The organism is Buttiauxella massiliensis (assembly GCF_902500225.1).
Taxonomy (GTDB): Bacteria; Pseudomonadota; Gammaproteobacteria; order Enterobacterales; family Enterobacteriaceae; genus Buttiauxella; species Buttiauxella massiliensis.
In genome coordinates, this window is sequence record NZ_LR722650.1 from 12,799 (window position 1) to 35,281 (window position 22,483).

Here is a 22,483-nt window from a genome sequence, read left to right on the forward strand (position 1 = left end):
TACCAAATAAAAACGGAACCTGATGAGGTTCCGTTTTTTTATGCTTAAAGGAATGTGTAACTCAGGTTCACCCCCACACCATAATTTCGCCCCGATGCGGGCTCGTAGTAGCGACCATTACTTTCGTTAACAATAACGGAACCGACATACTTGCGATCGAACAGGTTATCGACGCGTCCCCAAATATCCAATAACCAGCTTTCCTGAATCCGCAGTTTATAACCGCTATTGAGTGAGGCGACCGTGTAAGCCGGTGCTTTCGCAGTATTTTCATCATTGGCCTGAATATCACTCATATAACGCACGTCGGCTCCTGCATAGAATCCCTCTGGCGGTGCGTATTCAAGCGAAGCGTATCCCATATTACGCGCGATGCCCGGAATACGATTACCCTCGCAGTTGTCATCACCACATGCGTTGCTGCGATAGGTTGCATCGAGATAAGTCCATGCCATTTTTACGCGCCAGTCGTAGCCAAGTTGGCTATCTGCAGAGAGTTCCACCCCACGGCGGCGGGTTTCACCGGCGTTTTTGTAGGTTGTGCGCCCACCACTGCTTTGGTCTGCAACAATTTCATCATCGGTATCTGTCTGGAAGAGTGCTGCAGCAAACAAACTATTGCCGACGCGCGTTTTACTGCCGATTTCCACGGTATCGCTGGTGGATGGTTTTAATCCAAAATTCAAACCTGACTGGCCGTTATCACGATACGAGAGTTCGTTGATGGTCGGCGTTTCAAAACCACGGCCTGCCGAGGTGTAAATGTTCCAGGCATCGGTCACGGCGTATTTCAACGCGGCGGCAGGTAGCCATTTGTGATAGCTCGCATCGCCGCTGTCATCGCCATTTTTACCGCTGATGTACTGATCGTTCGAGTCAAACCAGACCGAGCTGAAACGCACACCTGCATCGAGGCCGAGTTTATCGGTGAGTTGCCAGGCAGTTTGCAGATAGGGGTCAACGTTCCACATCAGGTTACGTTCGTCACGGCGAAGGTCGCCTTTTTCGCCTAAAGCGGTGGTGCCGTTTTCTACCACAAAGTTTTCATACCCTTTGCGCTTTTCCGACATGGTTTCGTAATCAAGCCCGGTGGTAAACGTTACCGGCACAGATAGAAGATTGCCTCGATGTGTCCAGCGAGAATCTATCCCTTGGTAATGGCGTGAAAGTTCAATCACGCCACCTGGATGTGTTGGGTTTAACTGAGGGGCCACGGGAATTGACTGATATTGCGTAGTTTCGCGCACCCCTGCATAGGTCATGACACTTAAATCATCATTGGCGGTTAACTGCCTGTCATAGCGCAGGCCAGCCTGAGTCTGTTTAGTGGTCTTGCGGGTATTGTACTGTTCGGCACGAGGGGCCTGAGTCGGGTCATTGCGCCATTCCTGCTCGGTTAACCCGCCAGGATCGTTAGCATCAATATCTACGCTGTTGAGCAGTAGTGTTAATTTGCTTGCTTCATTGAGACGCACACCCAGTTTGGCATTACCGAGATTCTTTTGGGCGCTGCTGTGGTCGCGATAGCCATGAGTGGTAAAGCGTGAAGCTGATACGGCGTAATCGACATCGCCAGCCTGCGTACCATCACCCGTGGAACCGGTTGCTTTAATACTGTTACGCCAGCTTCCAAAGCTGCCGTAATAGCTGCTCGCTTCAAAAGTTGGCGGCTGTGTACCCGTTGTTGTGCTGACATTAATCACGCCACCCGATGCGTTGCCATAAAGTGCCGAGAAGGGGCCCCGTAACACTTCAATACTTTCTACGCTGTTAATATCGATATTCGAGGTTTGGCCCTGGCCATCAGGCATGGTAGCGGGAATACCATCGACATACATTCTTATGCCGCGCACACCATAGGTGGAGCGAGAACCAAATCCGCGCACCGAAAGCTGTAAATCTTGCGCATAGTTCTGGCGATTCTGAACTTGCAGACCCGGTACGCTGCTAAGGCTTTCTGAAAGATTAACGCGTGGTGCCGCCTGGCGCATATCGTCGCCATTGACGACACTCACTGCCGCTGGTGTATCCAGCTCGGAAATCGTGCCTTGTGTTGCGGTAACGACCATCGTCTCTTCGGCGGCAAGTACCGGAAGGGCAAAAGACGAAAGGGCCGGGACTAATATCAGTGGCAGGGAGATCTTTCCATGGTGCACAATTTTCATCAGACATTTTCACAGGTGGGAGCATTTTACGTTCCGGACGAACCATCTGGAACATTCAAGAGGGTATGTTAATACTTGTGATGAATGTTTGAAAAGTGTTAACGGCACATAACGTTAATGCAAGTTTTTATGAGCGAAAGTGTTTTGTGAGGATTTCCGCGGCGGAAGGAGTGATTTTTCCAGAGTGAAAAAATATTTTCATATTCCTGCATCCAGTTCATTTCCTCGTACGTATATCAGAGTGTGAGCCAACAACGTGCTCCTGACTCAATGAGGAAATAACCATGAACAGAATCCTTACTGCTGCTATCTCTACATCATTACTCTTTAGTGCCGCCAGCATAGCTGCCATGATGTCAGACTCCGTGATGGTGGGCGGCGCTGCGATGTATCCTTCAAAAAACATCGTAGAAAATGCGCTCAACTCTAAAGACCACACAACCCTGGTTGCCGCGGTAAAAGCTGCGGGTCTGGTCGACACATTGCAGGGAACAGGACCATTTACTGTGTTCGCACCAACTAATGCAGCATTTGCAAAACTGCCCGCAGGGACCGTTGAGAATCTGGTGAAACCGGAAAACAAAGCGGTACTGACCAACATCCTGACTTATCACGTCGTGGCAGGAAAATACGACATGAAGCAGCTTGAGAAAAAAATTAAAGAGGGTGGCGGCCATGCGGAGTTGAAAACCGTGAACGGGCAACCTTTATGGGTAATGAGTAACGGCCCGCATAACATCCAGTTGAAAGATGCTCAGGGAAATATCGCGAATATCAGTACTTATGACGTAAATCAGAAAAACGGTGTAATTGACGTTATTGATACTGTCCTGATGCCTAAATAAATCCTGTCTATACTCGGTGTGAGTGAGCGCGGCCTGCGTCCACTCACACCTCAATCAGGGCAGATATGGACAATAAGCAGGTTCAACAACAGGTAGTGCTGGTTCAGGCGATTGCGGGTGGCGATCGTGGAGCCTTTGAACAACTTTATCGCCAGACGTCACCGATGCTTTTCCCGGTAGCGTTACGTATGTTGCGCCGCTCATCATGGGCCGAAGAAGTTCTGCATGACAGTTTTCTTGCCGTCTGGAATCGCGCTGCAACTTATGATCCTGCCTCTAGCTCCCCGATGACCTGGCTTACGCATATTGTACGCAATCGTTGTATCGATTGGCTAAGAAGTGGCGCCGCTCGTAGTAGTGAACTGGAAGATGAACTGAATGAATATACGCCAGTAACGAGTTATCAAAATGAAGATAGCCAGCACGATGATAAGCAGGTCGACAAACTCACACTATGCCTTGCTCATCTGCCGCCAGAACAACGGCAAAGCGTGGTACTGGCCTACTATCAGGGGATGTCGCATAGCGAAATTGCGACCTGGTTGCATCAACCGCTTGGTACAGTAAAAAGTTGGGTGCGCCGGGCTCTGGACCACCTTAAGGACTGCGTAGGATTATGAAAAGCAGACACGATATCGACAGCGCATTGAGCGCGCAGTATGCCCTGGGCACCCTGCGTGGTAATGCGCGTCTGCGTTTCGAAAAACGCCTTGCGCAGGAACAAGAGTTGGCACAGCAACTTGGTCGTTGGCAAACCTTGCTGGCACCATTTGAAAACAATACACAGCAACAGATTCCGCCAGAACGGGTATGGAAAAAAATACAGCTCAGCTTACCGCCGCAAAGACCTACGTCATTGTGGAACTGGAATTACCTGGGATGGGCGCTGGCAGCCGGACTCGCCGCGGTTATTCTGGTGCCGTATTTCGCGAACCGCTCACCCGATCTCGCACCGCTGGTGGTGTTAAACAGTAGCGATACAACCAAAGGTCAATGGGTTGTCAGTGCTGACAGTGAACGTAAAACGCTCCAGTTGGTTCCGGTTCAGCCTCGCGCCATTGCGGCCAATAACAGCTTGCAGTTATGGGCGATACCTTCAGGTGCAAAACCGATTTCACTTGGCTTAGTGAATGCCAGTGAACCTACGCAACTTACTGCAACCAATGTGGCTTTATCTCCAGGCACGACGATTGCAATCAGCCTCGAACCGCAAGGTGGTTCTCCAACGGGGCAACCGACCGGGCCAGTCATATTTAGCGGGACATTGTAAAGAGCAGCAAAAAGGGCAGAAAATATTCTGCCCTTTATCGCTACGAAACACTGGCTCAGTATGGGTTTACTTCACCTTTTGCGGCGCTTCCTCAGGGTGAGCGTCGGGATTGTGGGCAAGTTCTTGAACACGCTTACGTGCGCCAAACCAGCCAATCACCAGTAACAAAGCAATCAGCGGAATAGATGCAATGGTATAAGTTCCGTTCGGGTAATCGAACGCCATCAATACCAATACGCTAAACAGGAAGAGCAGGGTTAACCATGAGGTGAATGGTGCGCCAGGTAATTTAAAGCTAACGTCTTCAGCTTTCCCCTCTTTAATCGCTTTACGCAAGCGCATCTGGCAAACCATGATAAATGCCCAGGAAGAGATAATCCCCAGTGAGGCAACGTTGAGAACTATCTCGAACACTTGTGATGGCACAAGATAATTCAGTACCACACCAATCACATATATCCCAAGCGTAACCAATATCCCGGCATAGGGTACGTGCTGCTTGCTCATTTTCGACATGAACTGAGGTGCTGAGCCACCCATCGACATTGAACGCAAAATACGCCCGGTGGAATAGAGGCCAGAGTTTAGGCTGGAAAGCGCAGCAGTCAGAACCACCATATTCATGATGTCGCCAATATATGGCACACCGAGTTTAGAGAAAAATGTCACAAACGGGCTTTGTCCCGCCTGGTAGGCGTTCCATGGCAGCAATAAAACCAACAATGTCACGGAGCCGACGTAAAAAAGCCCGATACGCCAGATAACGCTGTTAATCGCTTTTGGCACCATTGTCTTTGGATCTTTGCATTCACCCGCTGCCGTACCCACCAGTTCGATTGAAGCAAAAGCAAACACCACGCCCTGAATAAGCACTAATGCAGGCAGTAACCCATGCGGGAAGAAACCACCGTTATCAGTAATTAAATGGAAACCTGTCGTGTTGCCATCAAGCATTTTCCCACTGCCCAGGAACACTGTTCCCACCACCAGGAAGGCGACTATTGCGAGGACTTTGATCAGCGCAAACCAGAACTCCATTTCTGCGAACCATTTCACGCCGATCATATTCATGGCACCGACAATACCAAGCGCCCCGAGAGCAAAGACCCATTGTGGGACATCGCCAAAAGCGCCCCAATAGTGCATATAAAGTGCCACGGCGGTGATATCAACAATCCCTGTCATTGCCCAGTTGACGAAGTACATCCAGCCTGCCACGTAGGAGGCTTTCTCACCGAGAAACTCACGGGCATAAGAAACAAAACTGCCGCTTGAAGGGCGATGAAGTACCAGTTCACCTAGCGCACGTAAAATGAAGAAAGAGAAGATGCCGCAGACCAGATAGACGATTGCCAGAGCCGGGCCTGCCATTTGTAGACGTGCGCCAGCGCCCAGGAAAAGCCCTGTGCCAATTGCGCCGCCGATGGCAATCATTTGTACCTGGCGGTTGCCCATCGCTTTGTGATAACCGGAATCATGGGAATTAAGCCAGCGGCGTTTCGCGGCGTGTTTCTCTGCTTCGGTGGTCGGTTTACTGCTCGATGTTGTGTTCATTTTTCCCTGTATCCTTGTTAAAAAGATTCCCGTGACAGAGCCTGGCTTTTTATAAATTCAGCATCATGGCGAAACGGGCGCTAAATCCTATCCAGAAATGGTTAAGGACGCTAATGTCTTTTGTGAACAACGAGGGGAAAAGCGATGGTTGGTGTGGATGCAAACCATCGCTGAGCAGTAATAACTAACTTGTCTTAATTACATTGACGGTCGTAAGCGTCGATTTGTGAATTCACCGCATCAACGGGAAGCGGGCGGCTACAGTCGATGGACTCGTCCAGGCGCTGCCTTTGTTGATACTCAGGCACACCTTGCGCATCTTCGCTTTGGTTGGTCACCCGGTGGTGATGATGCGAATGCTCTGCGGGTTCCTTAATCACGCACCCGGTCAGGAATAAGGTTGGAATTAAAATCATGGTGGAAAACCTCAGTAACTTACTCATCTCTAAAACCCTGTATTGAAAATTATTGTATTAATAACAAAAAATAACGGTGCTATTTTGCGCGGGTGATCCAGGCCAACAGGCCAAGAATGGCTCCCACTAAGAGCAAACCTGCGGATTCCCCGATTACTGCAACGGTTTCGCCAAATCGAAAGGCAGATTCTTGTCCCGCAATGACGTCAACATGGCTGACGGAAAGCAGCGTGTTAAATAAACAGAAAGCAGCATAAATACAGAATAAATAGAACAGCCATAGCATAATCTTCCCAATGGAAGATCGGTTTTTCTTTTTTGATTCAGGTGCGTTCATCGTGTTTCTCGTGATGTTGTAATAATAACATTTGTTGTGAGCGAGATAATAAATAGCATGGCAATGCGAGGAGTAAATATCCTCTTTATTGTTAATTGACGTAAATCAACTAAGCGTTGAAATTGCTTTAACCAGGAAATGTCTCATAGAGAGAAGTGGGTTTTATGATCACTGGTGCAACCAGTTGTCAGGCTTATCTTCTGGTTTATAGCGACAGTGACGTTTGTTTGTGGTTTTATTGTCTGGTTTTTGCTGTTTTATTCAGTACTAAATATTGTTGCTGTTGATTTTATCAGGAGTTGCCGCTCAATTGTTTTAGGCGGTTTAGAATCCTGGCTTATCGACTAGTAAGAAATTGTAAATTTGTGAAATATGTTAATAATGGTGATGTTGCTTAAGTAACATCGGTAAATTAATCACAGTGAATTAATTAAAACAAAATAAATAATGGGTTTATTGTTTGGGGGCGATTGACTTTAAATTCTGAACGTATATTTATAGTCGGAATTGACTTGATAGTTCTTTTGGAATTGTATTATGAATCTGATGAAAAAAACGGTTTTGGGGGCAATGATGGCTGGCGCTTTATTCTCTTCGGCGTCGGCATTTGCGGCAAGAATTGCTACGGATGGCCCACTTAACTTTCAGGGATATCATGAAGTCCATATTGATGAAGATTTTAAAGCGGCATACATTGACGGTAAATCTGCGCGTATCTCTTTTATTAATAAAAACTTTATTGAATTGCATGGCAACAGCATTGTGGTTTCACTATCCAAAAAACCGGCAGGTGGTTGGGATGCGACCTGGACAGGTACGCATCGCGAACACGGCGTTTTGACGCCAGGCATGAAGCCAACGTCCAAAAGCGACGCCGGGCAGCTTCCGGCATGTGCTGAGGACCATAGTCAGGCTGATGGTCCGTGTCGGGAGAAGTGATTTTATAGCGCGTTAAAAATTACATCGGGGCAGTACAAAGAACTTTGTGCTGCCCCGGTTTTTTGCGGTTTAACGACGTAGCCAGGTTAGTTGATAGTGATAATGCTGCTTATCAAGCAAGTATTCTGGTGAAACGCTTGGGCTCCAGGAGTCATCGCCACCAACACCCATATGGAAACCATCCAGATTTAAGCTGGTGCCTGTTTCCGCAACAAGCAAATGGCGATGCGAGGTTTCGCGCAATTGTGGTTGGCTAAAGCGGCTGATATTGAAGTGGAAATTCCCGCGCCACTGGTTGTCGCCGTATTCCAGATTTTGGGTATCGCAGCGCAAGCCATTCTCCGTTGGGAAAACATACGGTGTGTACAGTTCTTCCAGCGGAAGCTGCCAACTATCGAAGAGGGCAGATTGCTTGCGATCGGGGTAGTTTTCATGGGGGCCGAGCCCGAGCCAGCTCACTTCAGGATAGACTTCCTCCAGTTGGCAGGTCAGACCGATGCGCGCGGGTGGAGGTGTGCCATAAGCAATTTCAACATCTACGCTGACGTGGAGTTCGCCCTGGCAATCAATTCGCCAAAGCTTACGGCTGATAAACAGCGTTTTGCCATGGTGATGCCAGCTATGTACGGTGCGTAGCTGCACTTCATTAGCCAGTGCTTCAGCTTCACAGCTCACGACCCGAGACTCCAGTTCATACATGCCAGCGGCTTTCCAGCGTTCAACCCAGGCGTTCGGGTCAATACGCGCCACTTCGCTGACGCCAATATCGTTATCAAGCGGCGCTCGGGTGAATTGATCTTGTAGCGGCTTTAATAGTGCAGGCTGCTGTGCTTTCCACCACTGGTTTAACAACCCGGTTTCGCGGTTGAACTGCCAGTGATGCAGGCCGAAGCGAATATCGAAATGGCAGTTACTGGTTGTCAGTTCAGGTGCTTTACCATTAAAAGGCAGCGGGGTTGCGCTCAGAATACTCGGCAGTTGCCACTGATCCCATGCACAAATATGCCCGGAATCAGACCAGTCTGTGGCGTTGATTTGCTGCACTTTTACGGTCAGCCACACGTCACCGCCACGCACGATGGTTGGCAATGAATCAAAGGTAATTGTCTGCGTTCCAACTGGCGCGATATCAAGCAGCACTTCGCCTTCAGCAAGCCGTTCACCCGCTTGCGAAACCTGCCAAATAAGGCGTTCGTTATCGCTATGGCGGAACAGGTATTCGCTGGTTATTTCGAGGCGCAACGGGGTTTCACGATGAAGTTCAAACTGGAAAAACTGTTGTGCTTGTTGTGCTTCATACAATGCCGGATGCGCTGTGCGGTCGGCAAAAACCAGACCGTTCATGCAGAACTGACGATCGTTAGGTTTGTCGCCAAAATCCCCGCCGTAGGCTGCGAAGGGTTCGCCATTTTCATCGTGTTTAATCAGCGACTGATCGGCCCAGTCCCAGACAAAACCACCTTGCAGCCGCGGGTGCTGGCGGAATGCCTGCCAGTATTTATGGAAACCGCCAAAACTGTTGCCCATGGCGTGGGCATATTCGCAAAGGATCAGCGGGCGGGTTTCATCCGGCATACCGATCCACTTTTTGATTGACCATTTTGGCACTGCCGGGAAGGGCTGATCCTGGTCGACGCGGGCGTACATCGGGCAAATGATGTCGGTTGCCGCGCTATTGGCTCCACCCCCTTCGTACTGCACTGGGCGGGTGGGGTCGACAGATTTTATCCAGCGATAAAGCGCGTCATGATTGGCACCGTGACCAGACTCGTTACCAAGCGACCAGATAATAATTGATGGGTGATTAATATCGCGTTTCACCATACGAGTGACACGTTCCATCATCGCGGGCAGCCAGCCAGGATCGTCACTCAGGCGATTCATCGGCACCATGCCGTGGGTTTCAATGTTTGCCTCATCCACCACGTACAGGCCGTAACGATCGCACAAGCGATACCACAACGGGTGGTTTGGGTAATGGGAACAGCGCACCGCGTTGAAGTTGTGCTGCTTCATCAACATAATATCCTGGCGCATGGTTTCCACGTCCATCACCTGGCCTTTTTCCGGGTGATGTTCATGGCGGTTGGTGCCGCGAATGAGCAAAGGTTTGCCGTTGAGTTTTAACAACCCTTGATGGATTTCGACTTTACGAAAACCCACGTCATAAGCTTCTGCCTCTATTGTCGCGCCTGCGCTATCCAGCAAAATAACGACAGCACGATAGAGGTTGGGGATTTCCGCACTCCACAGCAGAGGGTTTGCGACAGGCATTCGGATAGTGGTGCGGTCGTTATATATTCCACGTTCATCAATAATCTCGCTGGCCAGCGCTTGTTGCCGCTCACTTACGAATTCTTCGCCGCGCCACAGCTGCACTTTTACCTGTAACGCGCCGTCGGTTTCGCCTTTCACCGCAACAGCTGTTTCCAGTATCGCATGGCTGAAATCTTCGTTTAAATGGGTGGCAATGTGCACATCGCTCAACTGGGTGGAAGGTTTATGCAGTAGTGTCACATCGCGGAAAATACCGCTCATGCGCCACATATCCTGATCTTCCAGATAACTTCCATCGCACCAACGTAGCACCATCACCGCAATGCGGTTTTGCCCCGCATGAAGGACTTCACTGAGGTCAAACTCAGAGGGCAGGCGACTATCCTGACCGTAGCCAATCCAGTGGCCGTTACACCAAAGATGGAATGCCGAATTCACACCATCGAAAATAATCCTCGTCTGACCATGATCAAGCCATGACTGTTCGACATTAAATGTGAGCGAGTAACATCCGGCTGGGTTGTCTTGTGGCACAAATGGCGGTGTAACCGGAATGGGATAAGTGACATTGGTATAAATCGGGGCATCAAAGCCATGCATTTGCCAGTTGGATGGGACTGGTAAGATTTGAGCATTGGCTAAATCAACCTCAAGCCAACTTTCGGGAACACACTCGGGCTGAGTGAAGTAGCTAAACTGCCACTCACCGTTAAGACTGCGCAGACTTTCAGATGATGAGTCGTCGCGCGCGGCGAGAGCATCACGCCAACTGGAAAATGGCGGGTGGGCAGGCAAGCGATTTAATTGCGTCACTGCTGGGTTCTCCCAGTCGCGTCGCCCAAGGATCGCGGCCAACGTGGCCGCAACAGAACCCGATCTGATGGTCATACTTGATGTTCCTTTACATTTTTGCGAAGCGCTCACAATTATTAATTAATATGTTTTTTACCTGCGCAGATGTAAAGCAGTAAAACAACTTCAGGTGAGCCGATTCACAAAAATCACTTCAGACGCGCGACCTGATGGGCAAGTACCGCAAGCGCGTCGGCCAGGGCTTGTGGTGACACAGTTTCAGAATTTGGTGCTGCCGTCGTTTTACGCTCAATAAGCGTGACGGGAAGAACGGTGGCATGGCCCGGTAATGCGGGCGTGTGGATTTGGGCAATCAGTTGGTCAACGCTGGTATTCCCCAGTGCTTTAAAGTCTTGCTTGATGGTAGTGAGCGGCGGGATAAAACAGGCGCTGTCTTCGGTATCGTCATAACCCACCACTGAGACTTGCCCAGGAACGGATAAGCCTGACTCATTGAAGGCACGTAACGCACCTAACGCCATTTGATCGTTAGCGACCAGCAGGGCGGTAAACTTCGATCCCGTACTAATGAGCGCCAGTGTCTGGAGATAACCGGAGATTGAACTCCAGTCACCCTGCAATTGCGCGACAGCCATCAGATGATGCTTTGCCAGAGCCAGTTGCCAACCTTCCAGACGCAGGCGGGCTGAAACTGAGGTCAACGGGCCGCTGAGTAAAGCAATATGCTGGTGGCCTTGTTGGACGAGATGAGTTACTGCCAACTGCGTGCCGGTGCTGGCATCGAATGTGATGCTGTGGGTATTGAGAGTCGGGGAGACATCGAGGAACAATACCGGCACATTGCCGCACATGTCAGTGATGGCTCGAACCTGGTCATCCTCCAGAGGAATATTCACAATCAGCCCATCAACCCTCTGGGAAAGCAGGCTATTCACCGCACCTTTGCAGGCACTTAAATCAGGCTGCTCAATCATCGATATCACCACGTTAAAGTGGAGTTTGCTGGCCTGAGACTTAATGGCTGCGGCGATTTGCGACGGAGCGTGGAGGGACAAATTGCTGGTTACAAGCCCAATCGTTTGGCTTAGTTTTCCAGCCAGTTGCTGCGCCACCCGGTTAGGAACGTAGTTAAGTTCTTGCATCGCTGCTTCGACTTTACGGCGCGTTTTATCAGAAACATGCTCTGCCTGATTGATAACCCGTGAAACGGTCTGATAGGAAACATTGGCGTGTTTTGCCACATCATAGAGAGTCATCGACTTGGGTTTCATGGCGCATCCTTCTGGCACTTAATTTCCGCGGAATAGTCTACAGGCCTGTTGTAGCCAGAGCATTATCGATCATTTGCCATGAAAAAAACGTTTTATAGTAAAGACATCGGATTTTAAGAGGTTGAGATAATGACTTTCAAGCGACAAACCTATTTTGCGCGTATCGGTTTTCATGGTGAAGCCATACCCACCTTAGAAACCTTGCAACGTATTCATCTGCTGCATGCTTGTTCCATTCCTTTCGAAAACTTAGATGCGCTTCTTGGTCGAACCATCAGGCTTGAACTCGATAATGTTTTTGAAAAGCTCGTCGTTGCTGGTCGAGGAGGTTATTGCTATGAGCAAAATGCTTTGCTGCGCGCAGCGCTTGAAGACATTGGTTTTGAAGTGGAAGACCTGGCGGCGAGAGTGTTGATCACGCAACCGCCTGAAATGCCACCAAGAACGCACCGCCTATTGCTGGTGACGATAAATCAACAGCGTTATCTGGCTGATGTAGGATTTGGCGGGAAAACGCTGACTTCCCCTTTGCGGTTGGAAACTGATGTTGAGCAGCCTACGGCGCATGGTGTCTATCGCTTAACGCATCTGGATGGCGATTACTTGCTGAGCATCAAACAACAAGATGACTGGTTGCCTCTGTATCGGTTTGATCTGCAACCCCAATATTTCAGTGATTTTCAGGTCGCAAATCACTATGTTTCGACCTGGCCTGAATCGTATTTCCGTCATCATTTAATGTTGTGTTTGCATAAACCCGATGGCACAACGTTAACGCTGAGTAACCGGCAGTTTAGCGGCGAGCAATGCGAAGAAATGGTCGATGAGAGGGCGGTGTATCAACTACTGCAAGAAAAGTTTGGCTTGCGACTGGACCACGAGCAGTACGGCATCAGCTTTGATGAGTTTGCCCCCATCTGCCCCAAATGATTTTCTGTTGCTATAACTTGATAGTTTAACGTAAGAATAGAGTTCGCCATTCAAAGGAGATCTGTTGTGCCGCATATCACCGTAAAACACTTCCCGCGTGAGTTGACTGAAGAACAAAAAGAGGCGCTTGCCGCTGATATTTGTGCCGTGCTGAAGAAGCACTTTAATTCATCTGACGAGTCGCTCTCAGTTGCGCTAACACCTATCCAGAAAGATCGCTGGAAAGAGGATGTCTACGATAAAGAGATAGCTCCGGCACTGGATACTTTGGCCAAAAAACCGGGTTACAGTATGTAGCGTTACTCCATAGCCGCTCAGTTATCCGGAGCGGCTATGGCTCTTTAGTTTTTGGTTACATCACTCAACAGCACGGCAATACTCTTGCCACCCTCGTTTTGTTCAAGTGCTATTTTCACCGCGATAGTCAGTGGAACCGACAGTAGCATTCCCACCGGGCCCAGCAGCCAGCCCCAGAAAATCAACGATAAGAAAACCACCAGAGTCGATAAACCCAATCCTCGCCCCATCATGCGTGGTTCGATGATATTGCCAAACACCAGGTTGATGGCCAGATAACCAGCAACGACAAGCAGCGCATCATACAGTCCACTAAATACCAGCACTTGTGCAACCGGTGGAATGGCTGCGAGAACGGAGCCAATATTGGGAATATAGTTGAGCGAGAAGGCGAGTAGCCCCCAGACAAAGGCAAAACGCACATCCAACATGGCTAACATTATCCAGACCACCAACCCCGTCACCAGGCTGATAGCGGTTTTTAGCACAAGATAATGGCTGACACTGTCCAAAGCTCGCTGAATAGCACCCATACCTTCAGCCGGTCGGGACATCAATTGTTGAAGTTTTACCGGCAATTGCGGTACTTCAATCAACATAAATACTACGGTCAGAAGCAGCAAAAAGATTGAGGTCATCGCATTGGAAAGCTGAGTGATAAGACTTGTGACTAACGTCATTGCCGCGTTTGGGTCGATATACTTAACCAGTTCATCCACCGACACAGAAATCCCAACCCGTTGCAGCCACGGGTCCAGTGTTTGCAGCGGGGAGATTAATAAGGAACGGTATTGTGGCAGCGTACGCGTCAGCTCATTAAGCGTGGTTCCCAGGTAGGCGAGCAGTACAGCCATGAAGAAAATAATCACTGAAATGACGAAGGTGATCGCCAGCACGCGCGGGACCCGTATGCGCTCCAGACGACGAATCATTGGGTTGAGGATAATGGCAATAAACAGTGCCAGAATAAATGGCACGATGATCTCGGCAGCCACTTTTATACCCACGAGGATGATGACTAACATCCCCAACATAATGACTACTTTTAATCCACTTAACGTAATAATGGGTTTTGCCATTATTGACGGTCTCCATCAGAATAATCCGTTCCTTAATTGTGTATATAGTACGGGTGGTGAAAGGAGGGGTATACACTTATTTTCTGCTGCTCAAGCGTAAAGAATTGAAAAGGGAAGTCAGGCGTCTTACGAAATATGGTACAAATTCAGCGTGTTTGACTACTGAGGACAATTTACTATCCGCAACTGATGAGAAGCAACACCGCGGATACGTTGTGAAAACTATGGACATTATGCTTACGAACAAGCTGTTCAAAACGTTATTAACCCATCAAGCCCCATCTTTCTCTTCTGCTTTCTCGCTTTCCGGTGAACAACACTGGCGCAACGCGCTGTAGATTCGCTCTCCTGTTTTTCCCTTGATACTTCGCGCCCCAGTTGCGTTGACTGCACCCGCTTGCTTACGGTCTTGTCGCCTTACTGGTACACGAATTATTGCGGGTAAATAAGCTTATTTTTTATTCGGCTTGTGCGCTTTATTTAGCACATTACAAGCATTAGCACGGCTATTTTCTCTATCAGGAGAGGAATCATGATCTATTGGATATTATTAGCATTGGCTATTATTGCCGAAATTACCGGCACATTATCCATGAAATGGTCCAGCGTCAGTGATGATAATCTCGGCTATATTTTTATGCTGTTGATGATCACCTTGTCTTATATTTTATTATCATTTTCGGTTAAAAAAATCGCCCTTGGCGTCGCGTATGCCATGTGGGAAGGAATTGGTATTTTATTTATTACCCTTTTCAGTGTTCTATTGTTCGACGAATCGATCTCACTACTGAAAATCATCGGTCTGACCACGTTAGTGGTGGGGATTGCTTTGATTAAATCGGGAACCAGCGCTAAAAAAACGCGAAAGGTAAAACCAGCAAAGGAGAGCGAACATGCAATCATTTGAATGGGTTCACGCGCTATGGCTGTTCCTGGCAATCGTGTTAGAAATTGCCGCTAATATTTTCTTGAAACACTCTGATGGTTTTCGCCGTTTTGGCTACGGCATACTGTCGCTGTGTGCAGTTCTGGCAGCCTTCAGCGCGCTGGCGCAGGCAGTAAAAGGAATTGAGCTGTCGGTGGCTTATGCACTATGGGGTGGCTTCGGCATTATCGCCACCGTGGCGGCTGGCTGGATTTTATTCGGCCAGCGTCTTAACCGTAAAGGCTGGGTGGGGCTGGTTTTATTACTAGCGGGCATGGTGCTTATCAAACTGGCATAAAAGCAAACCGCCGGGCGTGATACCCGGCGGTGAAATTATTGGCTGGCTAAACTCTGTAGCTGGTCACGAAATCCTGTCACAGAAATCGCCCGATTATCAGCCCGATAACGATCTTTCGCCGCAGGCGCCGAGCTTTGTACCGCAATCAGCTGCCATCCATTTTCCGTTTTCAGCATCAAGGGTGAACCACTATCACCAGGTAATGTATCGCACTGATGCGAGAGAACAGTTTTCTGTGCCCAGCCGGTAATCAGGCAATCGTTATGGGTATAGAGATCGTCCAGATGATCCTCGGGATAACCCGACTGCGTGACTTTACGATTCTGATTTTTAAGCGCTTCGGTTAGTGCGTCACGGTCACCCTCAAACAATGGCAACGGCGTGATACCAGAAGGTGGGTTGTGCAAAATAATCAGACCAAAATCATGAGGTGCTGCACTGGCAGGGACAATCCAACCGTCGCCATCGGGTTTAAGGCGACGACCCAGCGTAGATTCAACCCGGCCTTCAATATCATGAATTTCGTAGCGCCATTTCCCTTTATTAGATACAAAGCGCAAAGCGATGGCTTTATCGGGTTTTCCACGGGGTGGTTGTAGCAAACAGTGCCCGGCGGTAAGTGCCAGGTGAGGGGAAATTAAGGTCGCGGTGCAAAGATTGCCGCTGGCCGTCTCAAGTTGACCGATAGCATCCCACGGCGGTGTTGCGGGATCATTCACTCTTGTGCGGTCATCCTTGCCAAAAAACAGCGTTTTGACATTTGCAGCACTTTCGTCATCAGCATGAGAAAGGGCAGGCAACAAGCACAGTACACCTAACAACATCACAACTTTTTTGCGCATATCACTCTCTGTGGGGCGATTAATTTTGATTGTTATATAAACCCAGCGAATGGACTAACTATAGACGGGTCGCACAAAAAGTGGGAGTAAAAAGTCATTACAGCCAGAAGCTTAGCGTAATAATGCCGCAAAGAATAAGCAGCGTGAGGATGATTTCAAAGCTATAGCGTCGCAACATCATCCAGACTCCGGAAGTAAACACCCGGCGAACCGGGTGTTTTTAACCGTCATACTTCACATTATCGGTGTGTTGGCGCCGGTCGTTCATCCCAGTAACATAGTTATCTATGCTTCTGGGGACTCACTTGCTCGCCACCTGCCGACAACTCAAATTATGCAGGTTAGTAGTGTGGCTATGCTTTCGGGATAACCCCGATAACCTTATGCAGCTGGCTGAGTTGCAGGTTTTGCTGCTTCAGTTTTCTTCACTTCTTTTTTGTGTTTTTTAGCGGCTTGTGCTTTCTGCTCGGTAGCTGCTTTTTTGTGTTTTTTATGATGAGTAGTTTTTGCAGCAGGAGCTTTAGCTGCAGCAGAAGTGGTAGCAGGAGCTGGAGTCGCAGTAGTTTCAGCAGCGAAAGCAGCAGAAGACAGACCCATTGCAGCGGCAACAACCAGAGCTAATACTTTATTCATCTCGACATCCTCAATTCATGTTTGAATTTATGTTTGTTTGAAGCCCAGCGGGGCCGTTGAGATGAACTATAGACTTGTGGATCAATGCGTTCAGTGAGTGATTGGTTTCGGCGTGTAACGGTTTGTACACGCCGGGGAATTGATGACGAAATTTCTTGGTAGGTCGGATTAGCGCAGCGACATCCGACATAACCTGCGTCAATGGTGGATGTCGCTAATACTATTCACCCCTACAAAACCCGAATTATTTAGGGCGCGGACAGGTGAGGAGATTAAAGGTAACGCGCTTCTAAATGTTTGCGGAAATACAACGGGTTAAGATCTTCCCCGGTTGCATTGGTAATCAACTCTGAAGTGGTGAAGCGACTGCCGTGTTGCCAGATATTCTGACGTAGCCAGTCGAACAATGCGCTGAAGTTTCCTTCCGCAATATCGCTTTCGAGCTGTGGCAGCGCAAGTTTTGCAGCATTGAACAATTGGGCGGCATACATTGCGCCCAGCGTGTACGAAGGGAAGTAACCGAAAGCACCGTCAGTCCAGTGAATATCCTGCATACAGCCATTGCGGAAGTTATCTTTGGTAGAAAGCCCCAACCATTGCTGCATTTTTTCATCCCACAGTGCCGGGATGTCTTCCACTTCAATTTCGCCATCAATCAGCGCGCGCTCAATTTCGTAGCGCAGCACAACATGGGCTGGATAGCTCACTTCATCCGCATCAACGCGGATAAAACCACGCTCAACACGCTGGTTCACGGCAATAAAGTTTGCCGTTTCAAATGCAGGCTGTTTGCCAAAACGCGCTGTAACCATCGGCAGCAGCAGTTTAAGGAACTCTTTGCTGCGACCCAACTGCATCTCAAAGAAGAGACTTTGTGACTCATGAATCGCCGTGGAACGCGCAAGAGCAACAGGCTGGCCTAGCCATTCACGTGGCAGGTTCTGCTCGTAACGCGCATGGCCCGTTTCGTGGATAACGCCAAACAGTGCGCTGACCAGATCGCTTTCATCGTAACGCGTGGTGATGCGTACATCTTCCGGCACGCCGCCGCAGAACGGATGGGCACTGACATCAAGCCGGCCGCCGTTAAAATCAAAGCCCAACAGCTTCATGATTTCCAGGCCAAGCTCGCGCTGGTCGTTCGTGGCGAATGGGCCAACAGGAGCTATGACCGACTCTTTTGCTTGTTTATCGACAACTTTTTGCAGCAACGCTGGCAGCCAGGTGCGCAAGTCGCCAAACAGAACGTCAAGTTTAGCGCTGGTCATTCCTGGTTCATAAATATCTAACAGCGCGTCGTATGGGGATTTGCCCTTTGCTTCGGCGCGCAGTTTCGCCTCTTCACGGCTAACACGAACCACTTCTTTTAAATTGGTGGAAAAACCCTGCCAGTCGTTGGCTGGGCGTTGCGTGCGCCAGCCATGTTCACAGCGCGTCCCAACCAGCGATTTTTCTTCTACCAGTGATGCGGGTAATAAAATGGCTTCCTGGTACTGGCGTGTCATTTCACGCAGGTTTGCACGTTCAATATCATTCAAATTTTCCTGAACTGCGGCCTGCAATAGCGTGGCGATTTTTTTATCGGTCAGGATTTGGTGCTGCAAAACACTCAGTTCGGCCAGGGCTTCGCCGCGCGCTGTGCTGCCATTGGGTGGCATATTGGTGAACATATCCCAGCCAGCGATGGCTGAGAGATGTCCAAAACGGGAAAGACGCTGGAAGGTGCGGGTGAGGTGATTGTAGTTTTGCTTTTCCATAGGGCCTCATAAAGAGATGGTTTACGCAGCGAAAATAGCAAAAAGCTATCCCGAAAACGAGGCCGTGACAGGGTTATTGTGCGCGATGATGCAAACGCGTTCCCACCAGTAATGAAATGACCAAAAGTGAGCCAATAAAACTCGCGACTCCCAACCAGCCAAACTGATGCCAGAAAACACCGCCGAGCGTCCCGGCAAGGCTCGAACCTAGATAATAGCTGAACAAATAGAGTGATGAGGCTTGCCCTTTAGCACGTTTAGCTCGCGGGCCAATCCAGCCGCTGGCGACGGAGTGTGCGGCGAAGAATCCAGCAGAAAAGAGCAGCATGCCGATGAAGATAATCGGCAGCGGTGAAAAGACGGTTAACACCACGCCTGCCAGCATTACCGCGGTGGAAAAGACCATCACCGGGCCACGGCCAAATTTTGCGGTCATTGCCCCGGCTTTTGGCGAGCTCCATGTTCCGGTCAAATACGCTACCGATAAAAGCCCGACCACCGCCTGGCTTAAATACCACGGCCCTTGCATCAGGCGATAGCCAATGTAGTTAAACAGGGTGACAAACGCCCCCATCAGCAAAAAGCCCTGCGCAAATAACAGCGGCAGGCCCTGATCGCGCCAGTGCAGCCGGAAGTTGATAAACAGAGTTTTTGGCCGCAGCGAAGAAGGGCGGAAATGTTTTGAGGCTGGCAGTATTTTCCAGAACATTAACGCTGACGCGAGAGCGAAGCAGCCAATAGCCGCAACGGCAATGCGCCAGTTAAAGAAGTCGGTCAAAACGCCGCTTAACAGGCGGCCACTCATGCCACCAATCGAATTTCCGCTGATATAGAGCCCCATCGAAAATGCCACTACGCTTGGGTGGATTTCTTCACTCAGGTAAGTCATGCCAACCGCAGCAACACCGCTAAGAGACAGCCCAATCAGGGCACGCATCACCAATATGCCGTGCCAACTTGTCATCATGGTGGAAAGCAGCGTGCAGCATGAGGCGAGTAATAGCGCCGTAACCATCACGGGTTTACGACCAATGGCATCAGACAGCGGGCCAGTAAAGAGCAGCCCAATCGCCAGCATAGCGGTAGAAACAGATAGCGAAATACTGCTACTGGCCGGTGAGACTCCAAATTCATGAGAAAGAACCGGCAGTATTGGTTGTACACAATAAAGCAGCGCGAAGGTGGCAAGTCCTGCGGAAAAAAGCGCAAGCGTAACGCGCATAAATTGAGGTGAACCGCGCTTGATATAAGTGACCGGCTGGGGAGATCGTCTTTCGTCAATATCTGCTGCCGGGGCGGTGTTGACGAGGGTTGTACGGCTCAAAATCGGTCCTTAAAAATCTACAAATGAAGTCTTCTTTTCAGAGTAGAAAATTGTAATTGTTCTGTCTAATATATTAATAATCTCAATTAATATTTTAAAAGTATGAATATTGAATTGCGCCATCTGCGTTACTTTATTGCCGTTGCTGAAGAGCTGCATTTTGGGCGGGCTGCCGCGCGTTTACGTATCTCTCAGCCACCTCTGAGCCAGCAAATTCAAATCCTTGAACAGCAAATTGGTGCACGTCTACTGGCGAGAACCAATCGCAGCGTGAATCTGACCGCCGCAGGCAGCCAGTTTTTGCAAGATGCCCGGCAGATTTTAAGCCAGGTTGATGCAGCGGCAGGGCGCGCAGCCCGGCTTCATCAAGGGGAAACAGGCGAGTTGCGTATTGGTTTCACCTCATCCGCGCCCTTTATTAAAACGGTATCCGATAGCCTTTCGACATTTCGCCGCAGCTACCCGGACGTACATCTCCAGATGCGGGAAATCAACACTCGTAAGCAAATTGCACCGTTAAACGACGGCGAACTCGAACTCGGTTTAATGCGCAACACGCGGCTTCCGGATACGCTCGACTGGAGTCTGGTTCTACGTGAGCCACTACTGGCAATGGTGCATCGTGACCATCCGTTGGCCCAATGCTCAAAAATTTCACTGCAACAGCTCGCACATGAACCTTTTGTCTTCTTTGATCCGCTCGTTGGGACCGGGCTGTATGAGGATATTCTCGGCCTGCTGCAACGCCACGGGATTTCACCCTACATCACCCAGGAAGTGGGCGAGGCTATGACGATTATTGGGTTGGTGTCCGCCGGGTTAGGGGTGTCGATACTTCCGGCGTCATTTAAACGCGTCCGTCTATCTGAAGTGGTGTGGCTACCCATTGATGAGCCGGAAGCGCAATCTGAAATGTGGCTGGTTTGGCCAAAGCACCGTGAACTTTCAGCTGCGGCACTTCGCATCTCTGCGCTGCTCACTGAGTCAATAACGACGTTAAAAGAGGGTTAATACAGCAGATTATGTGCGGTAAATCACAACCCTACCTAAATATTTGACTCCTTCACTTGAAGTGTTTCACCATAGCCCAAAGTTTATTTCGAAGCGCGAAAATAAAGGGAGTCGCAAGTGGTTGCTGATAGTCAACCGGGCCATATTGATCAGATCAAGCAAACTAATGCGGGCGTAGTTTATCGCTTGATTGATACCCATGGGCCGGTGTCGCGCATCGATCTTTCTCGCCTGGCGCAACTTGCGCCTGCCAGCATCACGAAAATTGTTCGTGAAATGATTGAAGCTCATCTGGTGCAGGAAACGGAAATTCAAGACCCCGGTAGCCGGGGCCGTCCCGCCGTGGGTTTGATGCTGGAAACTGAAGCATGGCACTACTTGTCCGTGCGTATTAGTCGTGGGGAAATCTCGCTTGGCCTGCATGATTTAAGCAGCAAGCTGATAGTTGAAGATACGGTTGACCTTGCTATTAATGACTCGCAACCGCTTATTGAACGCATCATCGCGCAGATTGACCAGTTCTTTATCCGCCATCAGCAAAAACTTGAGCGCCTGACGGCAATAGCTATCACTATGCCGGGTATTATTGATACCAAGCGCGGCATAGTGCATCGGATGCCGTTTTATGAAGTCTGCGATATGCCGCTCGGTGAGATTCTGGAGAACTACACCGGCGTGCCGGTCTATATTCAGCATGACATCAGCGCCTGGACGATGGCGGAAGGGCTGTTTGGCGCCTCAAAGGGCGCTCGTGATGTGATTCAGGTTGTTATTGATGATAACGTCGGAGCCGGTGTGATTACCGATGGCCGCCTGCTCCATGCGGGCAGCAGCAGCCTGGTTGAAATTGGCCATACGCAAGTCGATCCTTATGGCAAACGTTGTTATTGCGGTAACCACGGTTGCCTGGAAACGATTGCCAGTATCGACAGCGTGCTTGAGTTGGCGCAGCTTCGCATGAGCCAGTCGATGGGTTCCATGCTGCATGAACAACCTCTGACAGTCGAGTCTCTCTGTGATGCTGCATTAAGTGGCGATCTATTAGCGAAAGATATCATTCTCGGTATTGGCACTAACGTCGGCCGTATACTTGCGATAATGGTGAATCTGTTCCATCCACAAAAAATCCTGATTGGTTCCCCGTTTAACCGAGCCGCAGAGATTCTGCATCCGGCAATCACCAGTTGTATTCGCCAACAAGCACTCCCTGCATATAGCGAACATATGGTTGTTGAAAGTACCCAGTACAATCATCGTGGAACAATGGCGGGTGCGGCGCTGGTAAAAGATGCAATGTATAACGGTTCATTATTGATTCGCTTGCTGCAAGGTTAATGTCATTGCCTGATCCACTAAAAATTGCGCTATCTCAATCTGGTCGAATGACTATTCTTTTAGACTTTCACTCCTGAATTATTCAATTTTTAATCACTCATACCCTGAATAATTTGAGTTGCGGGCGGGCTATAACCACACCTGCAACCTTAAGTTTGATGGGTA

At 49.3% G+C, this 22,483-nt stretch carries 23 protein-coding genes; 11 read left to right on the forward strand and 12 right to left on the reverse strand.

Annotation, left to right across the window (positions count from 1 at the left end; genetic code table 11):
* Positions 1-44: 44 nt before the first annotated feature.
* Entirely contained in the window at positions 45-2,165 is a 2,121-nt protein-coding gene (gene pqqU / locus GC128_RS04605) for a TonB-dependent receptor PqqU (protein ID WP_151993296.1), read from the reverse strand.
* Positions 2,166-2,449: 284 nt separating this feature from the next.
* Here pqqU and GC128_RS04610 point away from each other — a divergent pair, with 284 nt between their 5' ends.
* The 3 genes from GC128_RS04610 (at position 2,450) to GC128_RS04620 (ending at position 4,280) form a co-directional block, all read left to right on the forward strand.
* Positions 2,450-3,010, forward strand: coding sequence for a fasciclin domain-containing protein (locus GC128_RS04610; RefSeq protein ID WP_151993297.1), 561 nt, complete (start codon positions 2,450-2,452; stop codon positions 3,008-3,010).
* 65 nt (positions 3,011-3,075) lie between these two features.
* Positions 3,076-3,630, forward strand: a complete 555-nt coding sequence (locus tag GC128_RS04615; RefSeq protein ID WP_151993298.1) for an RNA polymerase sigma factor — start codon at positions 3,076-3,078, stop codon at positions 3,628-3,630.
* On the forward strand, positions 3,627-4,280 hold the full coding sequence (locus GC128_RS04620; RefSeq protein ID WP_151993299.1) for an anti-sigma factor: 654 nt from the start codon (positions 3,627-3,629) through the stop codon (positions 4,278-4,280). The genes GC128_RS04615 and GC128_RS04620 overlap by 4 nt, the downstream gene beginning before the upstream one ends.
* A 66-nt stretch (positions 4,281-4,346) precedes the next feature.
* Here the strand turns inward: GC128_RS04620 and ansP are convergent, their stop codons facing one another.
* The 3 genes from ansP to GC128_RS04635 form a co-directional block, all read right to left on the reverse strand.
* Positions 4,347-5,834 carry an L-asparagine permease gene (ansP, locus tag GC128_RS04625; RefSeq protein WP_151993300.1) on the reverse strand — a complete coding sequence of 496 codons (1,488 nt, stop codon included), beginning with the start codon at positions 5,832-5,834 and terminating at the stop codon, positions 4,347-4,349.
* A gap of 194 nt (positions 5,835-6,028) precedes the next feature.
* Complete coding sequence (locus GC128_RS04630) at positions 6,029-6,277, reverse strand: hypothetical protein (RefSeq protein WP_151993301.1); 249 nt, start codon at positions 6,275-6,277, stop codon at positions 6,029-6,031.
* Positions 6,278-6,329: 52 nt separating this feature from the next.
* On the reverse strand, positions 6,330-6,587 hold the full coding sequence (locus tag GC128_RS04635; protein ID WP_151993302.1) for a hypothetical protein: 258 nt from the start codon (positions 6,585-6,587) through the stop codon (positions 6,330-6,332).
* A gap of 537 nt (positions 6,588-7,124) precedes the next feature.
* On the opposite strand from GC128_RS04635, the gene GC128_RS04640 reads away from it, so the two are divergent.
* Positions 7,125-7,526: a hypothetical protein gene (locus GC128_RS04640; RefSeq protein ID WP_151993303.1), complete on the forward strand. Its 402-nt coding sequence runs from the start codon at positions 7,125-7,127 to the stop codon at positions 7,524-7,526.
* Positions 7,527-7,595: 69 nt separating this feature from the next.
* Here GC128_RS04640 and GC128_RS04645 read toward each other — a convergent pair whose 3' ends face one another.
* Together GC128_RS04645 and GC128_RS04650 are read right to left on the reverse strand one after the other, a co-directional pair.
* Positions 7,596-10,691: a beta-galactosidase gene (locus tag GC128_RS04645; RefSeq protein ID WP_151993304.1), complete on the reverse strand. Its 3,096-nt coding sequence runs from the start codon at positions 10,689-10,691 to the stop codon at positions 7,596-7,598.
* A 113-nt stretch (positions 10,692-10,804) separates the two neighbouring features.
* Complete coding sequence (locus GC128_RS04650) at positions 10,805-11,887, reverse strand: LacI family DNA-binding transcriptional regulator (protein ID WP_151993305.1); 1,083 nt, start codon at positions 11,885-11,887, stop codon at positions 10,805-10,807.
* Positions 11,888-12,016: 129 nt separating this feature from the next.
* Between GC128_RS04650 and GC128_RS04655 the strand changes: the two genes are divergently transcribed.
* A complete protein-coding gene (locus GC128_RS04655; protein WP_151993306.1) occupies positions 12,017-12,817 on the forward strand; it encodes an arylamine N-acetyltransferase family protein in 801 nt (266 codons plus the stop codon).
* A 66-nt stretch (positions 12,818-12,883) separates the two neighbouring features.
* The gene (pptA, locus tag GC128_RS04660) at positions 12,884-13,114 is read left to right on the forward strand and encodes a tautomerase PptA (protein WP_034455817.1); all 231 of its coding nucleotides are present in this window, start codon (positions 12,884-12,886) and stop codon (positions 13,112-13,114) included.
* A gap of 44 nt (positions 13,115-13,158) precedes the next feature.
* On the opposite strand, the gene GC128_RS04665 is transcribed toward pptA, so the two are convergent.
* A complete protein-coding gene (locus GC128_RS04665) occupies positions 13,159-14,193 on the reverse strand; it encodes an AI-2E family transporter (RefSeq protein ID WP_151993307.1) in 1,035 nt (344 codons plus the stop codon).
* Between the two features lie 233 nt (positions 14,194-14,426).
* Between GC128_RS04665 and GC128_RS23345 the strand changes: the two genes are divergently transcribed.
* The 3 genes from GC128_RS23345 (at position 14,427) to mdtI (ending at position 15,416) form a co-directional block, all read left to right on the forward strand.
* The gene (locus GC128_RS23345) at positions 14,427-14,531 is read left to right on the forward strand and encodes a protein YdgV (RefSeq protein WP_456061801.1); all 105 of its coding nucleotides are present in this window, start codon (positions 14,427-14,429) and stop codon (positions 14,529-14,531) included.
* A gap of 191 nt (positions 14,532-14,722) precedes the next feature.
* On the forward strand, positions 14,723-15,100 hold the full coding sequence (mdtJ, locus tag GC128_RS04670; protein WP_151993308.1) for a multidrug/spermidine efflux SMR transporter subunit MdtJ: 378 nt from the start codon (positions 14,723-14,725) through the stop codon (positions 15,098-15,100).
* Positions 15,087-15,416 carry a multidrug/spermidine efflux SMR transporter subunit MdtI gene (gene mdtI / locus GC128_RS04675; RefSeq protein ID WP_134182944.1) on the forward strand — a complete coding sequence of 110 codons (330 nt, stop codon included), beginning with the start codon at positions 15,087-15,089 and terminating at the stop codon, positions 15,414-15,416. Before mdtJ ends, mdtI begins: the two co-directional genes overlap by 14 nt.
* Positions 15,417-15,451: 35 nt before the next feature.
* Here the strand turns inward: mdtI and GC128_RS04680 are convergent, their stop codons facing one another.
* From GC128_RS04680 to GC128_RS04695, 5 genes are all read right to left on the reverse strand, one after another.
* Entirely contained in the window at positions 15,452-16,258 is an 807-nt protein-coding gene (locus GC128_RS04680) for a trypsin-like serine peptidase (protein ID WP_151993309.1), read from the reverse strand.
* A gap of 97 nt (positions 16,259-16,355) precedes the next feature.
* On the reverse strand, positions 16,356-16,460 hold the full coding sequence (gene ydgU, locus GC128_RS23350) for a small membrane protein YdgU (RefSeq protein WP_456061802.1): 105 nt from the start codon (positions 16,458-16,460) through the stop codon (positions 16,356-16,358).
* 179 nt (positions 16,461-16,639) lie between these two features.
* On the reverse strand, positions 16,640-16,891 hold the full coding sequence (gene asr, locus GC128_RS04685) for an acid resistance repetitive basic protein Asr (RefSeq protein WP_151993310.1): 252 nt from the start codon (positions 16,889-16,891) through the stop codon (positions 16,640-16,642).
* 272 nt (positions 16,892-17,163) lie between these two features.
* Positions 17,164-18,648: a carboxypeptidase M32 gene (locus tag GC128_RS04690; protein WP_151993311.1), complete on the reverse strand. Its 1,485-nt coding sequence runs from the start codon at positions 18,646-18,648 to the stop codon at positions 17,164-17,166.
* 73 nt (positions 18,649-18,721) lie between these two features.
* Positions 18,722-19,972, reverse strand: a complete 1,251-nt coding sequence (locus GC128_RS04695) for an MFS transporter (RefSeq protein ID WP_151993312.1) — start codon at positions 19,970-19,972, stop codon at positions 18,722-18,724.
* A gap of 102 nt (positions 19,973-20,074) precedes the next feature.
* Here GC128_RS04695 and GC128_RS04700 point away from each other — a divergent pair, with 102 nt between their 5' ends.
* Complete coding sequence (locus GC128_RS04700) at positions 20,075-20,983, forward strand: LysR family transcriptional regulator (protein WP_151993313.1); 909 nt, start codon at positions 20,075-20,077, stop codon at positions 20,981-20,983.
* Between the two features lie 117 nt (positions 20,984-21,100).
* Positions 21,101-22,318: a sugar metabolism global transcriptional regulator Mlc gene (gene mlc, locus GC128_RS04705; protein WP_151993314.1), complete on the forward strand. Its 1,218-nt coding sequence runs from the start codon at positions 21,101-21,103 to the stop codon at positions 22,316-22,318.
* The last annotated feature ends 165 nt before the right edge of the window (positions 22,319-22,483 follow it).

What these genes read in the sequence shown, in the direction of transcription:
- pqqU (WP_151993296.1), bottom strand. Translation starts at nt 2,165, where the DNA reads ATGAAAATTGTGCACCATGGAAAGATCTCCCTGCCACTGATATTAGTC.
- GC128_RS04610 (WP_151993297.1), top strand. Translation starts at nt 2,450, where the DNA reads ATGAACAGAATCCTTACTGCTGCTATCTCTACATCATTACTCTTTAGT.
- GC128_RS04615 (WP_151993298.1), top strand. Translation starts at nt 3,076, where the DNA reads ATGGACAATAAGCAGGTTCAACAACAGGTAGTGCTGGTTCAGGCGATT.
- GC128_RS04620 (WP_151993299.1), top strand. Translation starts at nt 3,627, where the DNA reads ATGAAAAGCAGACACGATATCGACAGCGCATTGAGCGCGCAGTATGCC.
- ansP (WP_151993300.1), bottom strand. Translation starts at nt 5,834, where the DNA reads ATGAACACAACATCGAGCAGTAAACCGACCACCGAAGCAGAGAAACAC.
- GC128_RS04630 (WP_151993301.1), bottom strand. Translation starts at nt 6,277, where the DNA reads ATGAGTAAGTTACTGAGGTTTTCCACCATGATTTTAATTCCAACCTTA.
- GC128_RS04635 (WP_151993302.1), bottom strand. Translation starts at nt 6,587, where the DNA reads ATGAACGCACCTGAATCAAAAAAGAAAAACCGATCTTCCATTGGGAAG.
- GC128_RS04640 (WP_151993303.1), top strand. Translation starts at nt 7,125, where the DNA reads ATGAATCTGATGAAAAAAACGGTTTTGGGGGCAATGATGGCTGGCGCT.
- GC128_RS04645 (WP_151993304.1), bottom strand. Translation starts at nt 10,691, where the DNA reads ATGACCATCAGATCGGGTTCTGTTGCGGCCACGTTGGCCGCGATCCTT.
- GC128_RS04650 (WP_151993305.1), bottom strand. Translation starts at nt 11,887, where the DNA reads ATGAAACCCAAGTCGATGACTCTCTATGATGTGGCAAAACACGCCAAT.
- GC128_RS04655 (WP_151993306.1), top strand. Translation starts at nt 12,017, where the DNA reads ATGACTTTCAAGCGACAAACCTATTTTGCGCGTATCGGTTTTCATGGT.
- GC128_RS04665 (WP_151993307.1), bottom strand. Translation starts at nt 14,193, where the DNA reads ATGGCAAAACCCATTATTACGTTAAGTGGATTAAAAGTAGTCATTATG.
- GC128_RS23345 (WP_456061801.1), top strand. Translation starts at nt 14,427, where the DNA reads ATGCTTACGAACAAGCTGTTCAAAACGTTATTAACCCATCAAGCCCCA.
- mdtI (WP_134182944.1), top strand. Translation starts at nt 15,087, where the DNA reads ATGCAATCATTTGAATGGGTTCACGCGCTATGGCTGTTCCTGGCAATC.
- GC128_RS04680 (WP_151993309.1), bottom strand. Translation starts at nt 16,258, where the DNA reads ATGCGCAAAAAAGTTGTGATGTTGTTAGGTGTACTGTGCTTGTTGCCT.
- asr (WP_151993310.1), bottom strand. Translation starts at nt 16,891, where the DNA reads ATGAATAAAGTATTAGCTCTGGTTGTTGCCGCTGCAATGGGTCTGTCT.
- GC128_RS04690 (WP_151993311.1), bottom strand. Translation starts at nt 18,648, where the DNA reads ATGGAAAAGCAAAACTACAATCACCTCACCCGCACCTTCCAGCGTCTT.
- GC128_RS04700 (WP_151993313.1), top strand. Translation starts at nt 20,075, where the DNA reads ATGAATATTGAATTGCGCCATCTGCGTTACTTTATTGCCGTTGCTGAA.